Here is an 18,810-nt window from a genome sequence, read left to right on the forward strand (position 1 = left end):
CCTCGCCAAGCGACATGATCGACGAGAAGCTACCCGCCCGAAGCGACGAGCGACACACGATCAAGTGAACATCGCCGCGCTCGCCGACTGAGTAGTTCCACGCTTCCCGGGTGCGCGGAGGTCGGCTGGACTGAGCGGCGTGATCTCCGAAGGGAACACCACCGCGCCGATCGGCGCGCGGGTCCTGGTCACCCTCGCCACCTGCGCGGTGCTGGTGCCCTGGTCGCTGTTCTGCGCGGTGCTGGTCGGGCTCTCCGCGATGTGCACCGACGACTTCGACAACTCCGACTGCGCCGAGACGATGAGCCTCCCGATCGCGCTCGGCCTCCTGGGCCTGGTGCTGGCCGCGGTCCAGCTGGTCGTGGCGCTTCGCGGCCGGACGACGAAATCGGTGCTGCTGCGCGGCATTCCCGCGCTCGCGCTGGCGCCCGCCGGGCTCTTCGCGCTGTACGTGACCTTCGTGCAATAGCAGAAGGGCCGGTCCCCTGGCGGGAACCGGCCCTTGCGAGCGGTAGCGGTGGGATTCGAACCCACGGTGGCTGTTAACCACACGCGCTTTCGAGGCGCGCTCCTTCGGCCGCTCGGACACGCTACCGCCGACTAGGCTACATGTTCGGGTTCGCGCGGCCCGCAGCGGGGTCAGCGCCAGGCGCGGAGGGCGTCCGCCAGGGCGACCCTGGCCCGGAACAGGCGGCCGCGCACCGCTTGCTCACCTGCACCGACGCGCCGCCCGATCTCCAGGTAGGACAGGCCGTCGATCTCCGCGAGCAGCCAGACCTCGCGCTGCGGGGGCGGCAGGGCGGCCAGCGCGTGCAGCAGGTCCAGCACTCCCGCGGCCGCTTCGGCGGCGCGCTGCGGGTCGGCCAGCGGTGGGCGGCCGGCCATCGACCGCTGCTCCGGCACCGACCACACCGGCTCGGTGCGGCGGGTGCGCCTGGCGCGCAGGACGATCAGGCAGCGGCGGCGGACGATCTGGAACAGCCAGGTCCGCAGCGCCGCGGGCTCGACCAGCTCCCCGGCTCGCCGCCACACCGTGACGAACGCTTCCTGCACCACGTCCTCGGCGTCGGCGCGGTCGCCCAGCATGCGCAGCGCCAGGCGCAGCAGCGGAGCCGAGCAGCGGTGCACCAGTTGTTCGAACGCCTCGTCGTCGCCAGCGGCGATGCGCTCCGCCAGCACCGCATCGGTCGGCTCCACGTCACTCCCTGCAACGCGATGGGTCCGCCCCGGCGAAGCGGAGCGGACCCATCGTCACAGGCCACGGTCCCGACGGCGGCCCGGACAGGCCACCCGAACCGGTGGAATATTCCTTACTTCTTGTCGTCGCGGAAGCGGTCCTTCACGTCGTCCACGGTCCCGGCGGCGCGGTCCTTGATGTCCTGGCCGGTCTCCTTGGCCTCGCCCGACACCTGATCGCTCTTGCCGGAGCGCTTCATCTCGTCGTTCCCGGTGGCCTTGCCGAGGGCTTCCTTCGCCTGCCCGGCCAGTTGCTCCGCCTGGTGCTTGGCCTTGTCGAACACACCCATCGGTCACTCCGTTCCTACGGGGAACACGTGCACCCGGTCGGCTACCCGAACCGCGCCCAACATCACATCTCAGTGGCCCGCGTCACTCCGGTGGGTGGTGAAGAACCGCTCCAGCAGCGCGGCGCACTCGTCGGCCAGCACACCGCCGACCACCTCGGGCCGGTGGTTCTGCCTGCGGTCGCGCACCACGTCCCACAGCGAGCCGACCGCGCCGGTGCGCGGTTCCCACACCCCGAACACCACTCTGGCCACCCTGGCCAGCACCAGCGCACCCGCGCACATCGTGCAGGGCTCGACGGTGACCGCGATCGTGCAGCCCTCCAGCCGCCAGCCGTCGCCGTGCGCGGCGGCCGCGGCGCGCAGCGCGAGGACCTCGGCGTGCGCGGTGGGATCGTTGCGGGCTTCGCGCTGGTTGTGCGCCTCGGCCAGCACCCGGCCGTCCGGACCGACCACCACCGCACCGATCGGGACATCGCCGGTCGACGGCGCTTCGGCGGCGACCCGCAGCGCGGCCCGCACCAGCTCGACGTCACCGGCGCGGAAACCGGACTCGCTCACTGCTCCAACTTCTCCAGCAGCTTCTCGAAGTCGTCCCCGAAGCCGCACCGCTGGGCGATCATGACCAGCTGCTCGTCGGGGTAGAGGTCGACCTCTTCGATGATCACCAGCAGCTCGCCCTCGGGCAGCCCGAGGTCGGCCAGGACGGCCAGATTGCCCTCCGGCCAGACCTCCTCGTCGTCCTCGTCGGGTGGTTCGACGCGGAGCAGGTCGAGCACATCGGCGGCGATGTCGTAGTCCAGCGCCGCGGCCGCGTCCGACAGCAGCAGGTCAACCCCGCCGGGCACCGGCCGGATCAGCACGAAGAACTCGTCGTCCACATTGCACATGCCGAACACCGCGCCGGTGGAACGCAGCTCGCGCAACGCCGTGATCGAGGCGTCCAGGCCGGTCAACGCGGTTCTGTCCATCGCGCTGCACCGCCACCGCCCGTCTTCCCGCACCACGGCGACGGCGAAGCCCGAGACCGGCTCCTGCACCGTCATGTGGACACCGTAGAGCGTGCGAACGCCACCCGAAAGCACTATTGCGCGCTCGTAACCTTCTGAGCACCGAATGCCGCTCAACCGGGTGTGCCTCAACCGGACGGGGTCGGGCAGGATGGGTGAATGCGTGCCGTGTGCGTGATCGGACTGGGACTCATCGGCGGCTCGGTGCTGCGGGCCGCCTCCGCCGCCGGGCGCCCCGTCTGGGGCACCACCACTTCCGAGGACGACGCCGCCGCAGCGCGGGCGGACGGCTTCGACACCGTCGAGGTCGACGAAGCGCTGCGCCGGGCCGCCGCCGAGGACGCGCTGGTCGTCGTGGCCACCCCGCTGACCGCTGTCCGCGGCGTGCTGCGCAAGATCGCCGAGCACGCGCCGGAGGCGTGGCTGACCGACGTGGTCAGCGTCAAGGACCCGGTCGCGGCCGAGGTGCGCAGCGTGCTGCCCGGGGCCCGCTACGCAGGCGGGCACCCGATGGCCGGGCTGTCCAGCTCCGGCTGGGCGGCCGGTTCCGGCGAGCTGTTCTCCGGTGCGGCCTGGGCGGTGACCCTCGATGAGGACACTTCGCTCGAAGCGTGGCGGGAGGCCGCCCAGCTGGCGCTGGACTGCGGGGCGCAGGTGGTGCCCACCTCCGCTGCGGCGCACGACTCCGCCGTCGCCCGGATCTCGCACCTGCCGCACGTGTTCGCCGCGGTGCTCGCGGCCACCGGCGCCGACGGCGGGCCGCTCGCGCTCTCGCTGGCGGCGGGCTCGTTCCGCGACGGCACGCGGGTCGCGGGAAGCTCGCCCGATCTCGTCCGGGCCATGACGGAGGGCAATCGCAGCGCTCTGCTCGACGCGGTCGACGACGCCCTCGGCCGGCTGGGCGCGGCCCGCGGTTCGCTCGCCTCGACCGGCGGCTTGAAGTCCACTGTGGATGCCGGGTACGACGCCCGCCGCTACCTCGACGACCTGTTGACGTCCGACCGGACGAGCACGACCGTCCGCCTCGACGCCACCGCTGCGGAGCGCCTGCGCGAGATCGGCGAGATCGGCGGCCGGGTCGTCGCGCTCACCGCCGACACCGCCGAGATCGAGATCCCGACCGCCGCCTGACGCAATTTCAATTGAAATCACCACCACGATTTCAATTGAAATTGCCGATCATCGGCGTGTCGCCCCACGACACACCGACGACCCCCGCGATTTCAATTGAAATCAGAGGTCCGATTTCCATTGAAATTTCACCCTGGCTGGTAGCCGCGGCCGCGGCACGCGACCGACACCGAGGCGAAGGTGGCGCATGCGCCGCAGGCGCACAACCCGCCCTTGCAACTCGCACCGCCGCGGGTTCTCAGAGGTCGCCTGGCGAGGGCAGCCCTTCGCCGTGCATCGGCACACACATAGGAACGGGATCCCGCAGTCCGGGCGGCGTCTGCGGTTCCTGCCACCGGTACCGCCCGCAAATCAGCCACTGGCAGCCAGGTGGACGCGAAGAGAGGCCGCCCTGTGCGTGGGGCGGCCTCTCCATGATCCGCTCCGACCACTGCCGCACCGGGACGGCCCTCACCAGGTCCCGTGCCGCAGCGTGGGTCGGGCGGCGATGTTCAGGTGTCTACTGCTCGGGCTTCTCCTGACCCAGGAACTCCTTGCCCTTCGCCACGGCCTGATCGATCTTCTCCTCGTGGCCGAACTTCTCCTTGGCCTTGTCCGCGGCCGCGTCCAGCCCCTGCTCGATCTTGTCGCCGTGCTCCCGGCCCGCGTCCTGCAGCCGGTCCTTGAAGTCTCCGAGTCCCATGGTGCTCCCCTCCACGTCGCGGGATAAGTCCTCGGGCTACGCACCGCGAACGTAAGCCCGGTGCGCGCTGCGTGCACCCCGTCAGGATCGCGTTAACACCTTCGAGGGATCTTGCCCGCGCGTGACGGCAGCGCTACGGTTCGTGCATGACCGGATGACCAGATTTCAAATCCGGTCACGGAGTCAGAACCACCCGGAGGTATCCCGTGCCGCAGCCCACCGAACGTGCCGATCGCATCCTCGACGCGGCCGGCGAACTCATGATCCGGCTGGGCTACCGGAAGGTGACCATCGAAGACGTCGCTCGCCAGGCGGGTGTCGGGAAGGGGACCGTCTACCTCCACTGGCGCACCAAGGAGCAGCTGTTCGAGTCGCTCATCCAGCGCGAGGCGCTGGGTCTGCTCGACGAACTGGCGGCGCGCCTGCGGCGCGATCCGCGGGAGATCCAGCCGCACCGCTTCATGCGCGCCGCGTACCTCATCACCCAGCGCCACCCGCTGCTGCGGGCGCTGGCCACCGCGGACGCGGAGCTGCTCGGAAACCTCACGAAGTCCCCGGTGCGAGCCAGGGAGCAGGAGATCGCCGACCGGTACAACGCGCTGATCATCAAGCACGGCCTGGTGCGCGACGACATCCCGCACCTGATCTACGCGATGAACGCGACGAACACCGGCTTCTACGCCATCGGACCCATCCAGCACGACGCGCCCGACATCGACGACGAGACCGCGGCCGACGTCCTGGCCCACACCGTCCGGCACGCCTTCGAACCGGACGACGAGCCCGATGCCGCTTCGCTGACCTCGGCCGCGAACGAGATCGCTGACCTGTTCGACGAGCTGAACAAGACGTACCGGGAGCGGATATACGCCGCCCCCGGGACCGAGCGGGGTTGATCCCACCGCTCGACCACCACGGAAGGGACAACAGATGACGACCCTCGCCGACACCTGGGGAATCAACGAGGCGCAGTTCTGGCTGCGCGGCGTGCGGCCGGAACAGCCGGTGGCGCACGACGAGGCGGCGGGTATCTGGAACGTCTACGGCTACCCCGAGATCCTGCAGGCGCTGAGCGACCACGCCGCCTTCTCCTCCGCCACCCAGCGCTTGGTCCCCGAGACGAACGACAAGTTCTCCGAGGGGAACCTGGTGCAGATGGACCCGCCGGAGCACCACAAGCTGCGCAAGCTGGTCAGCCACGCCTTCACGCCGAAGGTCGTCGCGGACCTGGAGCCCCGCATCGCCAAGCTGACCCACGAGCTGCTCGACGCGATCCCCGGTGACCGCACCGAGCTGGTCACCGACCTCGCCTACCCGCTGCCGGTCATCGTGATCGCCGAGCTGCTCGGCGTGCCCAGCAGCGACCGAGGGCTGTTCAAGAAGTGGGTCGACGCGATGTTCGAGAGCTCCGACCAGTTCTCGCTCAAGGAGCGGACCAAGGAGCAGGAGGAGTACTTCGCCAAGGCGATGGACCAGGTCCAGCAGCTGACCGACTACCTGGTCACGCACGCCCAGGAGCGGCGTCGGCAGCCGCGGGAGGACCTGCTGTCCAAGCTGGTCCTGGCCGAGGTGGACGGGGTGCGGCTCACCGACGCCGAGGTGGCCAACTTCGGGATGGTGCTGCTCGTCGCCGGGCACATCACCACCACGATGCTGCTGGGCAACACGGTGCTGTGCCTGGACGCCCACCCCGACCAGTACGCCAAGCTGCGCGCGGACCGGTCGCTGGTGCCCAGTGCCATCGAGGAATCGCTGCGCTTCTTCAGCCCGTTCGCCGCCGTGTCGCGGGCGACCAGCCACGAGACCGAGCTGGGCGGGCAGGTCATCCCGGCCGACCAGCTGGTGCTGCTCTGGGTGGCGGCGGGCAACCGGGATCCCCGGCAGTTCACCGACCCGGACGCCTTCGACATCACCCGCGAACCGAACTCGCAGATCGCCTTCGGCCGCGGCATCCACTTCTGCCTGGGCGCGCCGCTGGCGCGGCTGGAAGGGCGGGTGGCGCTGAGCATCCTGCTGGAGCGGTTCCCGAACCTGCGGACCGATCCGGCCGACGGCCCGGAGTTCCTCCCGAGCCCGGCGATGACCGGGGTCAAGCGCCTTCCGCTGCTCCTCTGAGACGGGGGTCGGGGGACCCACCGGTGGAGCGGGCGGCCCGGGGACCGTCCGCTCCACCGACCTCGTGCTGCGCGGGCACCGCCTCGGGCTCGGGCGCGGTGGTCGGCATCCGCCAGAACAGGACGAGGGCGAGCACCGCGACCGCGGCCGATGCCGGGCCCAGCGCCCACCAGCCCCACTGCGCGGCGACCGCGCCTCCGGTGATCCCGCCGAAGCCCATGCCCAGGTAGAGCGCGGAGGAGTTGAACGCGATCACCACCGCGGCACCGGACGGCGTCGCCGAGATCAGCCGGTGCTGGACGGCGGGCATGATCCCCCAGCCGCCCAGCCCCCACAGCACCAGCAGCGCTCCGGTGGCCGGCAGCGAACCGCCCGCCAGCGGCAGGAACATCAGGCCGGCGGTGAGCAGCAGCAGCGAACCCGCGATGCCGACGCCGGACCCGAAGCGGTCGGTGATCCGGCCGACCACCGCGTTGCCCATCGCGCCCGCGACGCCGTAGACGAACAGCAGCACGCCGAGCGTGCCCGCGCCCGCGCCGGTCAGCGCGGAGAGCATCGGCGAGGCATAGGTGTAGGCGGCGAAGTCGGCGAGGGAGGCGAGCATCGAGACCACCAGCACCCACACGACGGCCCGGTTGCGCAGCACCGAGATCCGCTCGCCGAGCCGCATCGCGGGCGGGGCCGGGACCGGCGGCAGCGCCAGCAGAGCCGTCGAGGCGAGCACGCCGAGGCCCGCGATCATCCAGAACAAGCCCTGGTAGCCAACGGATTCCTCCAGCAGGACGCCCAGCGGCACGCCGATCACCGTGGCCAGCGTCAGCCCGCCGAGCACCATCGACACCGCGCGGCCGCGGCGGTCCAGCGGCACCAGGTCGGCGGCGATCACCACTGCGGTCGGGGTGAACAGGCTCGCGCCCAGCGCGCCCAGCACGCGCGCGGCGGTGAGGGTGCCGAAGTCCGGTGCGAGCGCGGTGGCGATGTTGCCCACCACGAACAGCGCCAGCGACAGCCACAGCAGCTTCCTGCGCTCCCAACTTCCGACCACAGTGGACAGCACCGGTGCGCTGATCGCGTAGGTGAGGGCGTGCACGGTGACCAGTTGGCCCGCGGTGGTGACCGGCACTCCGACGTGCTCGGCGATCGCCGGGAGCACCCCGGCCACCAGGTAGGAGCCGGTGTTGATGACGAAGGTGCCGACGGCGAGCACCAGGAGCCGGAATTGCATTGGCTTCCCTCGGGATGGCGGGCGGGCAGGGCAGCACGAATCGCGCGACGACCCGCGGGTCGAACGCGTGGAGCTGAGGGACCGCGACCTCGTCAGAGCACGACTCGGTCAGCGGGGTGGAGTGTTCGGTTGGGGATGACCCTGCAACTGCGGACGGCCAAGAAGGCCAGACCCGTTCTCGGTGTCGGGTGGAACAACGACCGCAACTCCGGCCGCACCCGGCATTTCGATCGGGTCCCCGCGCGTGTTAACACGCGTGATCCGGATCACAAGTGACGCGCCGTGACCTCCTCCGCTCCGGCACGAAACAGACTGTGCCGCAACGGTTTCAAGGAAGCGAACACTTCTCGTGACGACCGGCGGTTGCGGGTTTGCGGTTTTCGCAAAGAACTTTGCCGATCAGGCGCGGGCCCGGGCAGATTGGCGGCAGCGAACTCCCGCGACCGAGGTGAGGATTCATGGACCAGCAGTTCTGGGACGACCGGTACCGCAGCCACGACCAGCTGTTCAGCGGAGCGCCCAACCTGGTGCTCGTCGCCGAGGCGAGCGACCTGCCACCCGGGCAGGCGCTCGAAGTGGGTTGCGGCGAGGGCGCCGACGCGATCTGGCTGGCGCGGCGCGGCTGGCGGGTCACCGCGATCGACATCTCCCGGGTGGCCCTGGAGCGAGCCGCCGCGACCGGCGCGGACCTCGGCATCTCGTGGCAGCACGGCGACCCGATGACCACACCACCACCGGCCGGCGCGTTCGACCTGGTCTCCGTCCAGTACTTCCCGCTCCGGCGCCAGCCCGAGCACACCGCGCTGCGCGGCCTGCTGGCCGCCGTCGCCCCGGGCGGCACGCTGCTGTTCGGCAGCCACGACCTCGCCGACGTGCCCCCGGACGCGGACTTCGACCCCGACGACTACTACCGGCCCGCCGAAATCGCGGCGCTGCTCGACGACGACTGGACCGTCCTGGTCAACGAGACCCGCCCGCGCACCACTCCCCCGCCCGCGGGCACGCACCACACCCACGACACGGTCCTGCGGGCCCGCCGCGGCCCGGTCAGGTGACACCGGCGGGCAATTCGCTTGTTCCGGCGGCGCGGCGTGGGGGATTCTGCGCGGCATGAGCAATGCCACCGACACCTTCTCCGCCTGCCTGCGCGAGCTGGACGTGCCCGGTCAGGTCGTCGAGTTCAGCACCGAGGTGCCGACCGCCGCCGCGGCCGCCGAACAGCTCGGCTGCGAGGTCGGCGCGATCGCCAACAGCCTCGTCTTCACCTGCGACGACGAGCCGCTGCTGATCATCGCCAGCGGTGCGCACCGGGTGGACACCAAGCACGTCGCGCGGCTCCTCGGCAGCGGCCGGATCCGGCGCGCCACCCCGGAGTTCGTGCAGGCCGCCACCGGTCAGCCGGTCGGCGGCGTCGGGCCGGTGGGGCACCCGCGGCCGATCCGCACGGTGGTGGACCGGATGCTCGCCGACCACCCGGTGGTGTGGGCGGGCGCGGGGACCAAGCACGCGATGTTCCCGACGACCTTCGACGAGCTGGTGCGGATCACCGGCGGCCTCCCCGCCGAGGTGGAGAAGCGCTGATCGAACGGTTTCCGCTGGTCAGGACTCGTGAGCGCTTCGGGGTGCTATAGCCCCGCAAAGCACTCACGGCCTTTTACCAGCGGAAACCGCGCGCCCAGCGCGGGAGCAGCGGATCAGACACCCGGGTCGAAGCGGCCGTCGATCGCCGTCCAGCCGCCCTCCACCAGCTGCAGGCTGCCGGTCACGTAGGACGAGGCGTCCGAGGCCAGGTACACCACCGCACCCGCGATCTCCTCCGCCTTCGCCCACCGCTGCAACGCGGTCTTGCGCGCGTAAGCGCCGTACCAGGCCTCGTCGGACTTGATCTGCTCGGTCAGCGGCGTCTCGAACGGGCCCGGCGCGATGGCGTTGACCCGCACGCCCCGCGGCCCCAGCTCCGCGGCCAGCGCGCGGGACAGCTGCACCACGCCCGCCTTCGTCGCGGCGTAGATGCCCTGTCCCGGCTCGACCACCTCCGCCCGGAAGCTGGCGAAGGTGATGATGCTGCCGCGCCCGCGCTCGGCCATCCGCGCGCCGAACTCGCGCACCAGCCGGTAGGTGCCCTTCAGGTTGACGTCGACGACGCGGTCGAACTCCTCGTCGGTGGTGTCCACCAGCCGCTTGCGGACGTTGATGCCGGGCGTCACGACCAGCACGTCCGCATCGGGCTCGGCCGCCGCGAGCTCGCGGATCTGCGCGCTCTCGCGCACGTCCAGCTCGCGCCGGACCGCCTCGTGCCCCAGCTGCCGGATCGACTCCGCGGTCTCCTCCGCGCCCGCGGCGTCCACGTCCGCCACGACGACCCGCGCCCCGTACTCGGCCAGGGCGACCGCGCTGGCGCGCCCCAGTCCGCTACCACCGCCGACGACCACGGCCTTGCGCCCGTCGAGCTGGAAGAGATCGGCCGCCATGAACCACCTCCCGACCGTCCACAGAGGACGTGAGTCAGATCCGATCGGCAGATCATCACCCCTCGGACAGCACCAGGGCAAGGGTGAACCCGTCGTGCCCCTTGGCCCCGACGGTCTGGATCGAGGTCGCCATCGCGCGGGGTTCGGCGGCGAGCAGCTCGTGGAACCGGCGCACGCCCCGCAGCTCGGCGTCCAGGTTCGCCTCGTCGACCACCGCGCCCCGGCGCACCACGTTGTCCACGACCACCAGTCCGCCGGGCCGCGTGAGCTCCAGCGCCCACCGGAAGTACTCGGGGACGCTGGGCCGGTCGGCGTCGACGAAGACCAGGTCGAAGACCTCCCCGACCAGCTCCGGCAGGGTGTCCAGCGCCGCCCCGACGCGCACCTCCGCGACCTCGTCGAGCCCGGCGCGGGCCAGGTTGGCGCGCGCGATCTCGGCGTGCGCCGGGTCGTGCTCCAGGGTGACCAGCCGGCCGTCCGCCGGCAGCGCGCGGCCGAGCCAGATGGTGCTGTACCCGGCCAGCGTGCCGATTTCGAGGATCCGACGGGCCTGCACCGTCCGGGCCAGGACCTGCAGGAACCGGCCCTGCAACGGGGAGACCGCGACGCGCGGGAGTCCGGCTTCGTCGGCGGCCCGCCGCGCGGCGATCAGCACCGGGTCCTCCGGCGCGTACCGCTCTCCCAGGTATTCGTCGACCGCTGCCCACTGCTCTTGTGCCATACCGGGTTGCTTACTCCGCTCCTCAGCCGGCGGCGAGGGCATCGGTGCCGCGAAAAGTGTTGCGATAAGCACTCGGCGACACCCCGAGGGCCACCTGCAGGTGCTGGCGCAACGACGCAGCGGTGCCGAAACCGGCGTCGGCCGCGACCCGCTCCACCGGCAGATCGGTCTCCTCCAGCAGTTGTCGCGCCCGCTCGATGCGCTGCTGGGTGAGCCACTGCAGCGGCGAGATCCCCACCTCGTCGCGGAACCGCCGGGTGAAGGTCCGCACGCTCATCGCCTCCTGCGCGGCCAGCTCGCGCAGCGACAGCGGCCGGTCCAGGTGCTCCAGCGCCCAGGCCCGGGCCCGCCGGGTGGACGAGATCTGCGGTTCCGGCACCGGGCGCAGGATGTACTGGGCCTGGCCGCCGTCGCGGTGCGGCGGCACGACGGTCAGGCGCGCGACCTCGTTGGCGACCGCCGCGCCGTGATCGCGCCGGATCATGTGCAGGCACAGGTCGATCCCGGACGCCTCGCCCGCGGAGGTGAGCACGTCGCCGTCGTCGGTGTAGAGCACGTCGGGATCCAGCTGCACCGCGGGGAAGAACTCGCGGAAGCGGTCGCTGGAGATCCAGTGCGTGGTCGCCCGGCGGCCGTCGAGCAGACCTGCGGCGGCCAGCACGAACGCCCCGGTGCAGATGGAGGCGATGCGCGTGCCCGGCCGGATATTGGCGAGCGCGGCGGCCAGCTCCGGGCCGAGTCGCCCTTCGGTCTCGGTCTCGTCGTACTCGTGGGTGGCCAGGACGATCACGGTGTCGGCCGCTCCCAGCGCCTCCGGGCCGTGCTCGACGCGGATCGGGAAGTCCGCGTCGGTGCGCACCTCGCCCGGGACGAGAGCGCAGGTCGTGACCTCGTACAGCGGCTCGCCCGCAAGCGTGCGCGCTCGGCCGAACAGCTGGTGCACCAACCCCAGCTCCATCGGCATGACTCCGTGCCGGACGAGTACCACGATGCGATGCATGGCCCGATTCTTGCACATGTTGGCCATCGGGCCACTCGTTCCGGCGCTCGGCACCGAGCAGGGTCGGAGGGCATGAGAACCGATGTGCACCGCGCCTGGTGGGTAGCCGCCGTCACCGCACTGGTCGTCGTCGCCGCAGGTGCCTGCGCCACCACCGCGGGCCTGCTGGTGACCCCGATGCACCGCGAGTTCGCCTGGTCGCACGGCACGATCGGGATCGCGGTGTCGGTGAACATGGTGCTGTACGGGCTGACCGCGCCGTTCTCCGCCGCACTGGTGGATCGCTTCGGCATCCGGCGCACGGCGGCCGGAGCGCTGTCGCTGATCGCCGCCGGAGCCGCCATCACCACGGCCGTTTCCGCGCCCTGGCAGCTGATCGCGGGCTGGGGCGTGCTGGTCGGCATCGGCTGCGGCGGGCTGGCGACGACGTTCGCGGCGACCGTCGCGCACCGCTGGTTCGCCGCCCGGCGCGGCCTGGTGACCGGCGCCCTGACCGCCGCGACCGTCGTCGGCCAGTTCGCGTTCCTGCCGGTGATGTCCTGGGTGATCGACCGCTTCGCGTGGCGCTCGGCGACCGTGGCGCTCGCGCTGATCGCACTGGCCGCGACACCGCTGGCCTGGTCGGTCTTCCGCGATCACCCGGCCGACCTCGGCCTGCGCCCCTACGGCGCGGCGGCCTTCGAACCGAAGCCGCAACCCGAACCGGGCGCGGCCCGCCGAACGCTCCGGGTGCTGCTCGGCTCCGCGCGCACCGGCCCGTTCTGGCTGCTGGCAGGCACTTTCGCGATCTGCGGCGCCTCCACCAACGGGATCATGTGGACCCACTTCGCCTCCGCCGCGCACGACCACGGCATGCCGACGACGATCGCCGCCTCGGTGCTGGCGATCATCGGCGTGGTCAACGTGGCGGGCACGGTCGCCTCCGGCTGGCTCACCGACCGGTTCAGCCCCCGGCTGCTGCTGGCCGCCTACTACGGCCTGCGCGGCACGTCGCTGCTGTTCCTGCCGTCGCTGCTGGCACCGACGGTGCAGCCCGGGATGCTCGCGTTCGCGGTCCTGTTCGGACTGCTCGACGTCGCGACGGTCCCGCCGACGATCGCCCTGTGCCGCGAGATCTTCGGCGTGGACGGCGCGATCGTCTTCGGCTGGGTGAGCACGGCCCACCAGCTCGGCGCCGGCCTGGTCGCCCTCGGCGGCGGCGTGGCCCGCGACCTCATGGGCAGCTACGACGCGGTGTGGATCAGCGCAGCGGCCCTGTGCGCGATGGGTGCCCTGCTGGCCGCAGCGATCAGGAAGAAGACCGCGGCCCAGCCGGCGTAGCCGGACGTGCGAGAGCGCCCGGCCGGAATGCCGACCGGGCGCTCTTCGGGAGGTTCAGCCGCCGATCCGGGTCAGCTGCCACTCCTGGCCGATGCCGTCGCGGGCCTGCTGGACGTCGACGCGCGGCGGGAAGATCAGCAGCGGCGAGCGGTCCAGCCGGAACTGGCCGCTCGCGATGTGCACCCGGCCGGCCCGCGACGCGGCGTCGAGGGTCCACGTGTGGGGCTGCGGCGTGACGACAGCCAGCCGGTGGTGCCCCGGCTCCACCCGAACGCCCAGGTAGTGGCCGGTCTGCGCGCTCTGGATGGTGTAGCCGTGGCCCTTCCGCGCGATCACCCAGACCTGGGCGCCCTCACCGCGCGGCAGCAGCACGACGGGCGTGCCGGGCGCCGCGTCCCACGGCTCGGTCAGCACCTCGCCGAACGAGCTCGTGCCGAACTCGATCTGGTAGGTGCCGGGCTGCACGTACGCGCGCGGCTGAGCAGCCGTCGCAGCGGGTGCGAAGGCGACCAGCGCCGCGATGGACACCAGCGCGAAAGCCCACGCCAGAGCACGTCGAAGAGTCATCGTCCGAGGTCCTTTCCGAGAAGATGCCGCCCGGCCCCTCCCGGACGATCACGCCATCTCCATCGGCCGCCGCAACTCCGCACCGATGTCCTCGACCGGCGGATTCCACGCCCCCGTCAGGTGACACGTGGTGCGGCTGGTCGACCCGTCGGCCGTCAACACCGACCGCCACCCCTTTCTCAACCTTCCGGTTGACCAAGCCCGGACGCCGGGTCTACCTTGTTATTCAACCGACTAGTTGAGGACAAGCGTTGGACGAGAGCACGGAGCGGCTCAACCGGGCGTTCGCGGCGCTGGCCGACCCGACCCGGCGGGAACTGGTGGCCCGCCTGGCCGGTGCGGACGCGACCGTGGGCGAGCTCGCCGAGCCCTACGACATGAGCCTCCAGGCGATCTCCAAGCACGTGAAGGTGCTCGAGGACGCCGGATTGGTGACCCGCAGCAGGGACGCCCAGCGCCGGCCGGTCCACCTGGACGCGGAGGTGTTCGACCTGATGTCGAAGTGGATCGAGCGCTACCGCCGGGAAGCCGAGGAGCGCTACCAGCGCCTCGACGCCCTGCTCGGCCGGATGAACGAAGAACAGCAGCCGAACCGGAAGAAAGGCGCGTCATGACGCCCGTCGCGTCAACCGGATTCCTGCTCGACCGCACCTTCAGGGGGACCGTGATGCGACCCAGCCACAAGAAGCCGCAAAACGCAGGATCACTCCCAAGCGCGACCACCACTGAAAAGCACGGAGAGGCGGACAGGCCATGACCAACGAGACCAGGATCGCGGCGGACGAGAAGACCCCGACCATCGAGATCACCCGGGAATTCGACGCGACGCCCGAGCAGGTGTTCCGCGCCCACGTCGACCCGGAGCTCTACGCGCAGTGGGTCGGGCCGCGCTCGGTGACCACGAGGATCACCACCTGGGACGCCCGGACCGGCGGAGCTTGGGCGTTCGCCAACGACCGCGACGGCGAGGAGATCGCCGCCTTCTACGGCAGCTTCCACGAGGTGCGCCCGCAGGAGCGGATCGTGTGGACCTTCACCTTCGAGGGTGTGCCAGACGCGGTCGCGCTGGAGACGCTGACCTTCGAGGAGCTCGCGGGCGGCCGGACGCGGCTGCGGACGCTGAGCGTGGTGGCGGACTTCGAGACCCGCGACAGCATCCTCGCCAGCGGCATGGACACCGGAGTCGGCGAGGGCTACGAGAAGCTCGACGAGCTGCTCGCGAAGGGCGCCTGACGTGACGGCCGAGCAGCACGCGCAGGACGCCGCCCGGTTCACCGAGCTGGTCGAGTCCGCCGCGGCCGGCGACTGGTCGCGGCCGAGCCCGGTCGCGGAGTGGACGGCGCTCGACGTCGTGAAGCACCTGGTCGAGTGGTCCCGCGGCTTCCTGACGGGCGCGGGGATCGAGCTCCCGGCCCTGGACGTCGCGGCCGACCCGGTGGCCGCCTGGAAGCAGCACGTCACCGACGTCCAGGCCATCCTCGACAACCCCGCGGGCCGGGTGCTCAGCAACCCGCACACCGGCGACATGCCGGTCGATGAAGCGATCGACCGGTTCTACGCGGCCGACGTCTGGATGCACACCTGGGACCTCGCCAAGGCGCTCGGCCGCGAGCCCGACCTCGGCGAGGAGCGCTGCCGCGCGGCGCTGTCGGCCATGCGGCCGATGGAGCAGGTGTTGCGCGACAGCGGGCAGTTCGGCGCCGCCGTGCCCGTCGCGGCCGGCGCCTCGGCGCAGGACGAGCTGATGGGCTTCCTCGGCCGCGACCCGGCCTGGCCCCCCGCCACCTGATCCCCACGTTGACATATACCCCAGCGGGGTATATACACACTCCCGACACGGATACCCCCTAGGGGTATTGTTCGGGAGGAGAGGGACATGGGGCTGTTCGCGATTCGCGACTACCGGAGGCTGTTCGGCGCTCAGGTCATCGCGCTGTTCGGCACCGGGCTGGCCACGGTCGCGCTGGGGCTGCTCGCGTACGACCTCGCCGGACCTCGCGCAGGCGCGGTGCTCGCCACCGCGCTGACGATCAAGATGGTGGCGTACGTGGTCGTCGCACCGCTGGCGGCCGCGTACGTCGACCGGCTGCCCCGGCGCTGGTTCCTCACCGCTCTCGACGTGGTGCGCGCGCTGGTGGTGCTCGCGCTGCCGTTCGTCACCGAGGTCTGGCAGATCTACGTGCTGATCGGCGTGCTGCAGACCGCGTCGGCGGCGTTCACCCCGACGTTCCAGGCGGTGATCCCGGACATCGTGACCGACGAGGCCGACTACACCCGAGCGCTGTCCGCATCGCAGGTGGCCTCCACGATGGAAAGCCTGCTCAGCCCGGTGCTGGCGGCGGTGGCGCTCACCTTCATGACGTTCAACCTGCTGTTCCTAGGCACCTCGGTCGGATTCGCGGTGTCGGCGCTGCTGGTCCTGTCCACCCGGATTCCCGACGCGCGTCCCAGCGCGCGCACGAACGCCTGGGACCGCGCGGTGTCGGGGATCCGCACCTTCGCGGCCACGCCGAGCCTGCGCGGCGTCATGGCGCTGAACCTGGTCGTCGCCGCCGCCGGTTCCATCGTGGTCGTCAACACCGTGAACTACGTCCGCGACGTCCTCGGCGGCACCCAGTCCGACGTGGCCTGGATGCTCGCCGCTTCCGGAACGGGAACGCTGCTGGTGGCTCTCGTCCTGCCCCGCGTCCTGGACCGGGTGGCGGACCGGCTGGTGATGCTGACCGGAGCCGCGGTGCTGCTGCTCGCGGTCGGCGCGGCGGTCGCGATGTCCGCGGCGAGCATCGCGGCACCGCTGCTGACCGGCGCGATCTGGGTGGCGATCGGCGGCGGCATGGCGCTGATCATCACGCCGACCGGCCGGGTGCTGCGCCGAGCCGTCGACCCGAGCGGGATCCCCGAGGTCTTCGCCGCCCAGTTCTCGCTGTCCCACCTCGCCTGGCTGGTCACCTACCCCATCGCCGGCTGGGTCGCGACCCGCGCGGGCTTCACCACCACCTGGACCGTCCTGGCGGCCTTGGCGGCGATCGGAGCCCTCACCGCGATGGCCGTCTGGCCGCGAACAGAGCGGGTGGAGCAGCCCGGAACGGCGGCGGTGGTCCCGGCCGAGGACGGCGACCTCGTCACGGTCTCGGCCCGGGAAGCAGAGGAAGGCACCCTCATCGCGGGCCAGTGCTCCTGCGTCCGCACCGTATGAGTCCCACGGCTGAGAACGCGCACCTCTCGCCCGCCACCCGACTGGCGGAGCGAGAGGTGCGCGCGTTCCGCCGGGAGCAGAACCGCAGCCCGCGGGCACCGGACAGGTGCCAGGATGGCGGTCATGGCGGAAATCCTTCCCTTCAAGCGCACCCCTGCGCCGGATCGCGAACCGGACCCGCTGTGGCGCGAGGTGCTGGGCCGGAGCCTGCGCGCGACCCGGGAGAAGCGAGGTGTCCGCCTCGTCGACATCGCGGAGCGGGCCGGCATCTCGCCGCAGTACCTCTCCGAGATCGAACGCGGCCGCAAGGAACCTTCGAGCGAGATGATCGCCGCGGTCACGGGCGCCCTGGGCGTCGACCTGGCGGAGCTGCTCATCGGCATCGCGGGCGACGTCCAGCGGATCCGCGGCGCGGCACCCGTGCGCCGTCCCGCCGGCCCCGTGCTCATGGCCGCCTGAGAGCTCAGGACCGCTGGTCGAGGACCCGGTCCGCGAGCCCGTACTCGACGGCACCCGCCGCGTCGAACACGCGGTCCCGGTCGGTGTCGTGCCGCAGGTCCGCGACGGCACGACCGGTGTGCGCGGAGAGGATCTCCTCCAGCTGGGTGCGCACCCGCACCACCTCGTCGGCCTGGATGATCAGGTCCGGGATGGTGCCGCGCCCCTGCGCCGCGGGCTGGTGCAGCACCACGCGGGTGTGCGGCAGCACGGACCGGCGACCGGCCTCCCCCGCTGCCAGCAGCACGGCACCGGTCGCGACCGCCTGGCCCACGCACGTCGTCGCCACCGGCGCCTTGATGTAGCGGATCGTGTCGTACAGCGCGAGCATCGCCGACGGGTCGCCGCCCTCGCAGTTGATGTAGAAGTTGATCTCGCGTTCCGGGTTGTCCGCCTCCAGGTGCAGCAGCTGGGCGATCAACGCGTTCGCCACCCCGGAGTCGATCGCGGTGCCGAGGTAGACGATCCGCTCCGACAGCAGGTGCGAGTAGACGTCCATGATCCGCTCGCCGCCCGCGCTGCGCGTGATGACGTTGGGGATGGTGTAGGTGCTCATGCGCTCGCTCCCGTCGCCGAGGCGAGGCCCATCCGGTGCGTGCGCACGGGCAGGACCTGACCGAGATCGCCGACGACGTGGTCGATGAACCCGTACTCGCGCGCCTGCTCGGTGGTGAACCAGCGGTCGTGCAGCGAGTCGGTGAAGATCCGTTCGACCGGCTGACCGGTGTCCTCCGCGATGATCCCGAGCACCGTGTCCCGGGTGTGCCGCAGATCGTCGGCCTGCACCTCCACCTCGACCGCCGACCCGCCGATCCCGGACGACCCCTGGTGCATCAGGATCCGCGCGTGCGGGAGCGCGAAGCGCTTGCCCGGAGTGCCCGCGGACAGCAGGAACTGCCCAGCGCTGCACGCCAGCCCCAGCGCCAGCGTCGCCACGTCGCACGGCACGAGCCGCATCACGTCCCGGATGGCCAGCATCGCGGGCACCGAACCGCCCGGCGAGTGGATCCACAGCGCGATGTCCCTACCGGGATCCTCGCTCGCGAGGGACAGCATCTGAGTGGCGAGCACGGTCCCGTTGTCGTCGTCGAGCACGCCGTCGAGGACCAGCACCCGCTGCCCGAAGAACCGTTCCCGAAGCCGATGGTCGAACATCGGCTGCTTCCCGTTGTCGCTCATGCCCCCGACGATGCCGCCGCCCCGCCGCACTTGGCGGCTCCCGCTGCTGTGAGCAGATCAGCCCACAGCAGCTTGGCACCGAGAGAGCACGGGAGCATCTACCTCTGTGTCCTGCCTCATCCCGGACGGAGATTGCAACCACGCAGGCTTCACCACCACCTGGACCGTCCTG

General features: G+C 71.4%; 24 protein-coding genes and 1 tRNA gene. 12 read left to right on the forward strand and 13 right to left on the reverse strand.

Going from position 1 to position 18,810, the window contains the following annotated elements:
• Positions 1–139: 139 nt before the first annotated feature.
• Positions 140–469: a hypothetical protein gene (locus tag C4T78_RS21245; protein WP_093356205.1), complete on the forward strand. Its 330-nt coding sequence runs from the start codon at positions 140–142 to the stop codon at positions 467–469.
• Between the two features lie 40 nt (positions 470–509).
• Here C4T78_RS21245 and C4T78_RS21250 read toward each other — a convergent pair.
• The 5 genes from C4T78_RS21250 to C4T78_RS21270 form a co-directional block, all read right to left on the reverse strand.
• Positions 510–595: transfer RNA gene (locus tag C4T78_RS21250), tRNA-Ser, on the reverse strand.
• Between the two features lie 44 nt (positions 596–639).
• Positions 640–1,197 (reverse strand): RNA polymerase sigma factor, encoded by a 558-nt coding sequence (locus tag C4T78_RS21255; RefSeq protein WP_235863712.1) that lies wholly within the window; start codon positions 1,195–1,197, stop codon positions 640–642.
• 113 nt (positions 1,198–1,310) lie between these two features.
• Positions 1,311–1,526: a CsbD family protein gene (locus C4T78_RS21260; RefSeq protein WP_093356206.1), complete on the reverse strand. Its 216-nt coding sequence runs from the start codon at positions 1,524–1,526 to the stop codon at positions 1,311–1,313.
• A gap of 69 nt (positions 1,527–1,595) precedes the next feature.
• Positions 1,596–2,084 carry a nucleoside deaminase gene (locus tag C4T78_RS21265; protein WP_093356207.1) on the reverse strand — a complete coding sequence of 163 codons (489 nt, stop codon included), beginning with the start codon at positions 2,082–2,084 and terminating at the stop codon, positions 1,596–1,598.
• On the reverse strand, positions 2,081–2,569 hold the full coding sequence (locus C4T78_RS21270) for a tRNA adenosine deaminase-associated protein (RefSeq protein ID WP_093158132.1): 489 nt from the start codon (positions 2,567–2,569) through the stop codon (positions 2,081–2,083). Before C4T78_RS21270 ends, C4T78_RS21265 begins: the two co-directional genes overlap by 4 nt.
• Positions 2,570–2,692: 123 nt before the next feature.
• On the opposite strand from C4T78_RS21270, the gene C4T78_RS21275 reads away from it, so the two are divergent.
• Positions 2,693–3,664: a prephenate dehydrogenase gene (locus C4T78_RS21275; protein WP_093356208.1), complete on the forward strand. Its 972-nt coding sequence runs from the start codon at positions 2,693–2,695 to the stop codon at positions 3,662–3,664.
• A gap of 499 nt (positions 3,665–4,163) precedes the next feature.
• On the opposite strand, the gene C4T78_RS21280 is transcribed toward C4T78_RS21275, so the two are convergent.
• The gene (locus tag C4T78_RS21280; RefSeq protein ID WP_093356216.1) at positions 4,164–4,346 is read right to left on the reverse strand and encodes an antitoxin; all 183 of its coding nucleotides are present in this window, start codon (positions 4,344–4,346) and stop codon (positions 4,164–4,166) included.
• Between the two features lie 206 nt (positions 4,347–4,552).
• On the opposite strand from C4T78_RS21280, the gene C4T78_RS21285 reads away from it, so the two are divergent.
• Entirely contained in the window at positions 4,553–5,242 is a 690-nt protein-coding gene (locus C4T78_RS21285; protein ID WP_093356217.1) for a TetR/AcrR family transcriptional regulator, read from the forward strand.
• Positions 5,243–5,276: 34 nt separating this feature from the next.
• Positions 5,277–6,461: a cytochrome P450 gene (locus tag C4T78_RS21290; RefSeq protein ID WP_093356219.1), complete on the forward strand. Its 1,185-nt coding sequence runs from the start codon at positions 5,277–5,279 to the stop codon at positions 6,459–6,461.
• Here C4T78_RS21290 and C4T78_RS21295 read toward each other — a convergent pair.
• Positions 6,436–7,686, reverse strand: coding sequence for an MFS transporter (locus tag C4T78_RS21295; protein WP_093356220.1), 1,251 nt, complete (start codon positions 7,684–7,686; stop codon positions 6,436–6,438). The two genes, C4T78_RS21290 and C4T78_RS21295, sit on opposite strands and share 26 nt — an antisense overlap.
• A 458-nt stretch (positions 7,687–8,144) precedes the next feature.
• On the opposite strand from C4T78_RS21295, the gene C4T78_RS21300 reads away from it, so the two are divergent.
• Positions 8,145–8,741, forward strand: a complete 597-nt coding sequence (locus C4T78_RS21300; protein ID WP_093356221.1) for a class I SAM-dependent methyltransferase — start codon at positions 8,145–8,147, stop codon at positions 8,739–8,741.
• 55 nt (positions 8,742–8,796) lie between these two features.
• A complete protein-coding gene (locus C4T78_RS21305; RefSeq protein ID WP_093356223.1) occupies positions 8,797–9,267 on the forward strand; it encodes a YbaK/EbsC family protein in 471 nt (156 codons plus the stop codon).
• 113 nt (positions 9,268–9,380) lie between these two features.
• On the opposite strand, the gene C4T78_RS21310 is transcribed toward C4T78_RS21305, so the two are convergent.
• The 3 genes from C4T78_RS21310 to C4T78_RS21320 are packed head-to-tail and all read right to left on the reverse strand — an operon-like array spanning position 9,381 to position 11,905.
• On the reverse strand, positions 9,381–10,157 hold the full coding sequence (locus C4T78_RS21310; RefSeq protein WP_093356224.1) for an SDR family NAD(P)-dependent oxidoreductase: 777 nt from the start codon (positions 10,155–10,157) through the stop codon (positions 9,381–9,383).
• A 55-nt stretch (positions 10,158–10,212) separates the two neighbouring features.
• On the reverse strand, positions 10,213–10,878 hold the full coding sequence (locus C4T78_RS21315; RefSeq protein WP_093356225.1) for an O-methyltransferase: 666 nt from the start codon (positions 10,876–10,878) through the stop codon (positions 10,213–10,215).
• Between the two features lie 22 nt (positions 10,879–10,900).
• Complete coding sequence (locus C4T78_RS21320; RefSeq protein WP_218161664.1) at positions 10,901–11,905, reverse strand: GlxA family transcriptional regulator; 1,005 nt, start codon at positions 11,903–11,905, stop codon at positions 10,901–10,903.
• Between the two features lie 45 nt (positions 11,906–11,950).
• Here C4T78_RS21320 and C4T78_RS21325 point away from each other — a divergent pair, with 45 nt between their 5' ends.
• Entirely contained in the window at positions 11,951–13,198 is a 1,248-nt protein-coding gene (locus C4T78_RS21325) for an MFS transporter (protein WP_093356227.1), read from the forward strand.
• A 54-nt stretch (positions 13,199–13,252) separates the two neighbouring features.
• Here C4T78_RS21325 and C4T78_RS21330 read toward each other — a convergent pair whose 3' ends face one another.
• Positions 13,253–13,765: a ricin-type beta-trefoil lectin domain protein gene (locus C4T78_RS21330; RefSeq protein ID WP_143185951.1), complete on the reverse strand. Its 513-nt coding sequence runs from the start codon at positions 13,763–13,765 to the stop codon at positions 13,253–13,255.
• 251 nt (positions 13,766–14,016) lie between these two features.
• On the opposite strand from C4T78_RS21330, the gene C4T78_RS21335 reads away from it, so the two are divergent.
• The 5 genes from C4T78_RS21335 (at position 14,017) to C4T78_RS21355 (ending at position 17,420) form a co-directional block, all read left to right on the forward strand.
• Complete coding sequence (locus C4T78_RS21335) at positions 14,017–14,379, forward strand: ArsR/SmtB family transcription factor (RefSeq protein ID WP_093356229.1); 363 nt, start codon at positions 14,017–14,019, stop codon at positions 14,377–14,379.
• Between the two features lie 139 nt (positions 14,380–14,518).
• Positions 14,519–14,998 carry an SRPBCC family protein gene (locus tag C4T78_RS21340; RefSeq protein WP_093356230.1) on the forward strand — a complete coding sequence of 160 codons (480 nt, stop codon included), beginning with the start codon at positions 14,519–14,521 and terminating at the stop codon, positions 14,996–14,998.
• A gap of 1 nt (position 14,999) precedes the next feature.
• Positions 15,000–15,554 (forward strand): maleylpyruvate isomerase family mycothiol-dependent enzyme, encoded by a 555-nt coding sequence (locus tag C4T78_RS21345; RefSeq protein ID WP_093356232.1) that lies wholly within the window; start codon positions 15,000–15,002, stop codon positions 15,552–15,554.
• Positions 15,555–15,641: 87 nt separating this feature from the next.
• Complete coding sequence (locus C4T78_RS21350) at positions 15,642–16,961, forward strand: MFS transporter (protein WP_093356233.1); 1,320 nt, start codon at positions 15,642–15,644, stop codon at positions 16,959–16,961.
• A gap of 123 nt (positions 16,962–17,084) precedes the next feature.
• Positions 17,085–17,420, forward strand: coding sequence for a helix-turn-helix domain-containing protein (locus C4T78_RS21355; protein WP_093356234.1), 336 nt, complete (start codon positions 17,085–17,087; stop codon positions 17,418–17,420).
• Positions 17,421–17,424: 4 nt separating this feature from the next.
• Here C4T78_RS21355 and C4T78_RS21360 read toward each other — a convergent pair whose 3' ends face one another.
• On the reverse strand, positions 17,425–18,015 hold the full coding sequence (locus C4T78_RS21360; protein ID WP_093356236.1) for a ClpP family protease: 591 nt from the start codon (positions 18,013–18,015) through the stop codon (positions 17,425–17,427).
• The gene (locus tag C4T78_RS21365) at positions 18,012–18,638 is read right to left on the reverse strand and encodes a ClpP family protease (protein WP_093356329.1); all 627 of its coding nucleotides are present in this window, start codon (positions 18,636–18,638) and stop codon (positions 18,012–18,014) included. The genes C4T78_RS21360 and C4T78_RS21365 overlap by 4 nt, the downstream gene beginning before the upstream one ends.
• Positions 18,639–18,810: the final 172 nt, after the last annotated feature.

It is taken from the genome of Saccharopolyspora kobensis (assembly GCF_900108315.1).
In the GTDB taxonomy this organism is placed as follows: domain Bacteria; phylum Actinomycetota; class Actinomycetes; order Mycobacteriales; family Pseudonocardiaceae; genus Saccharopolyspora; species Saccharopolyspora kobensis.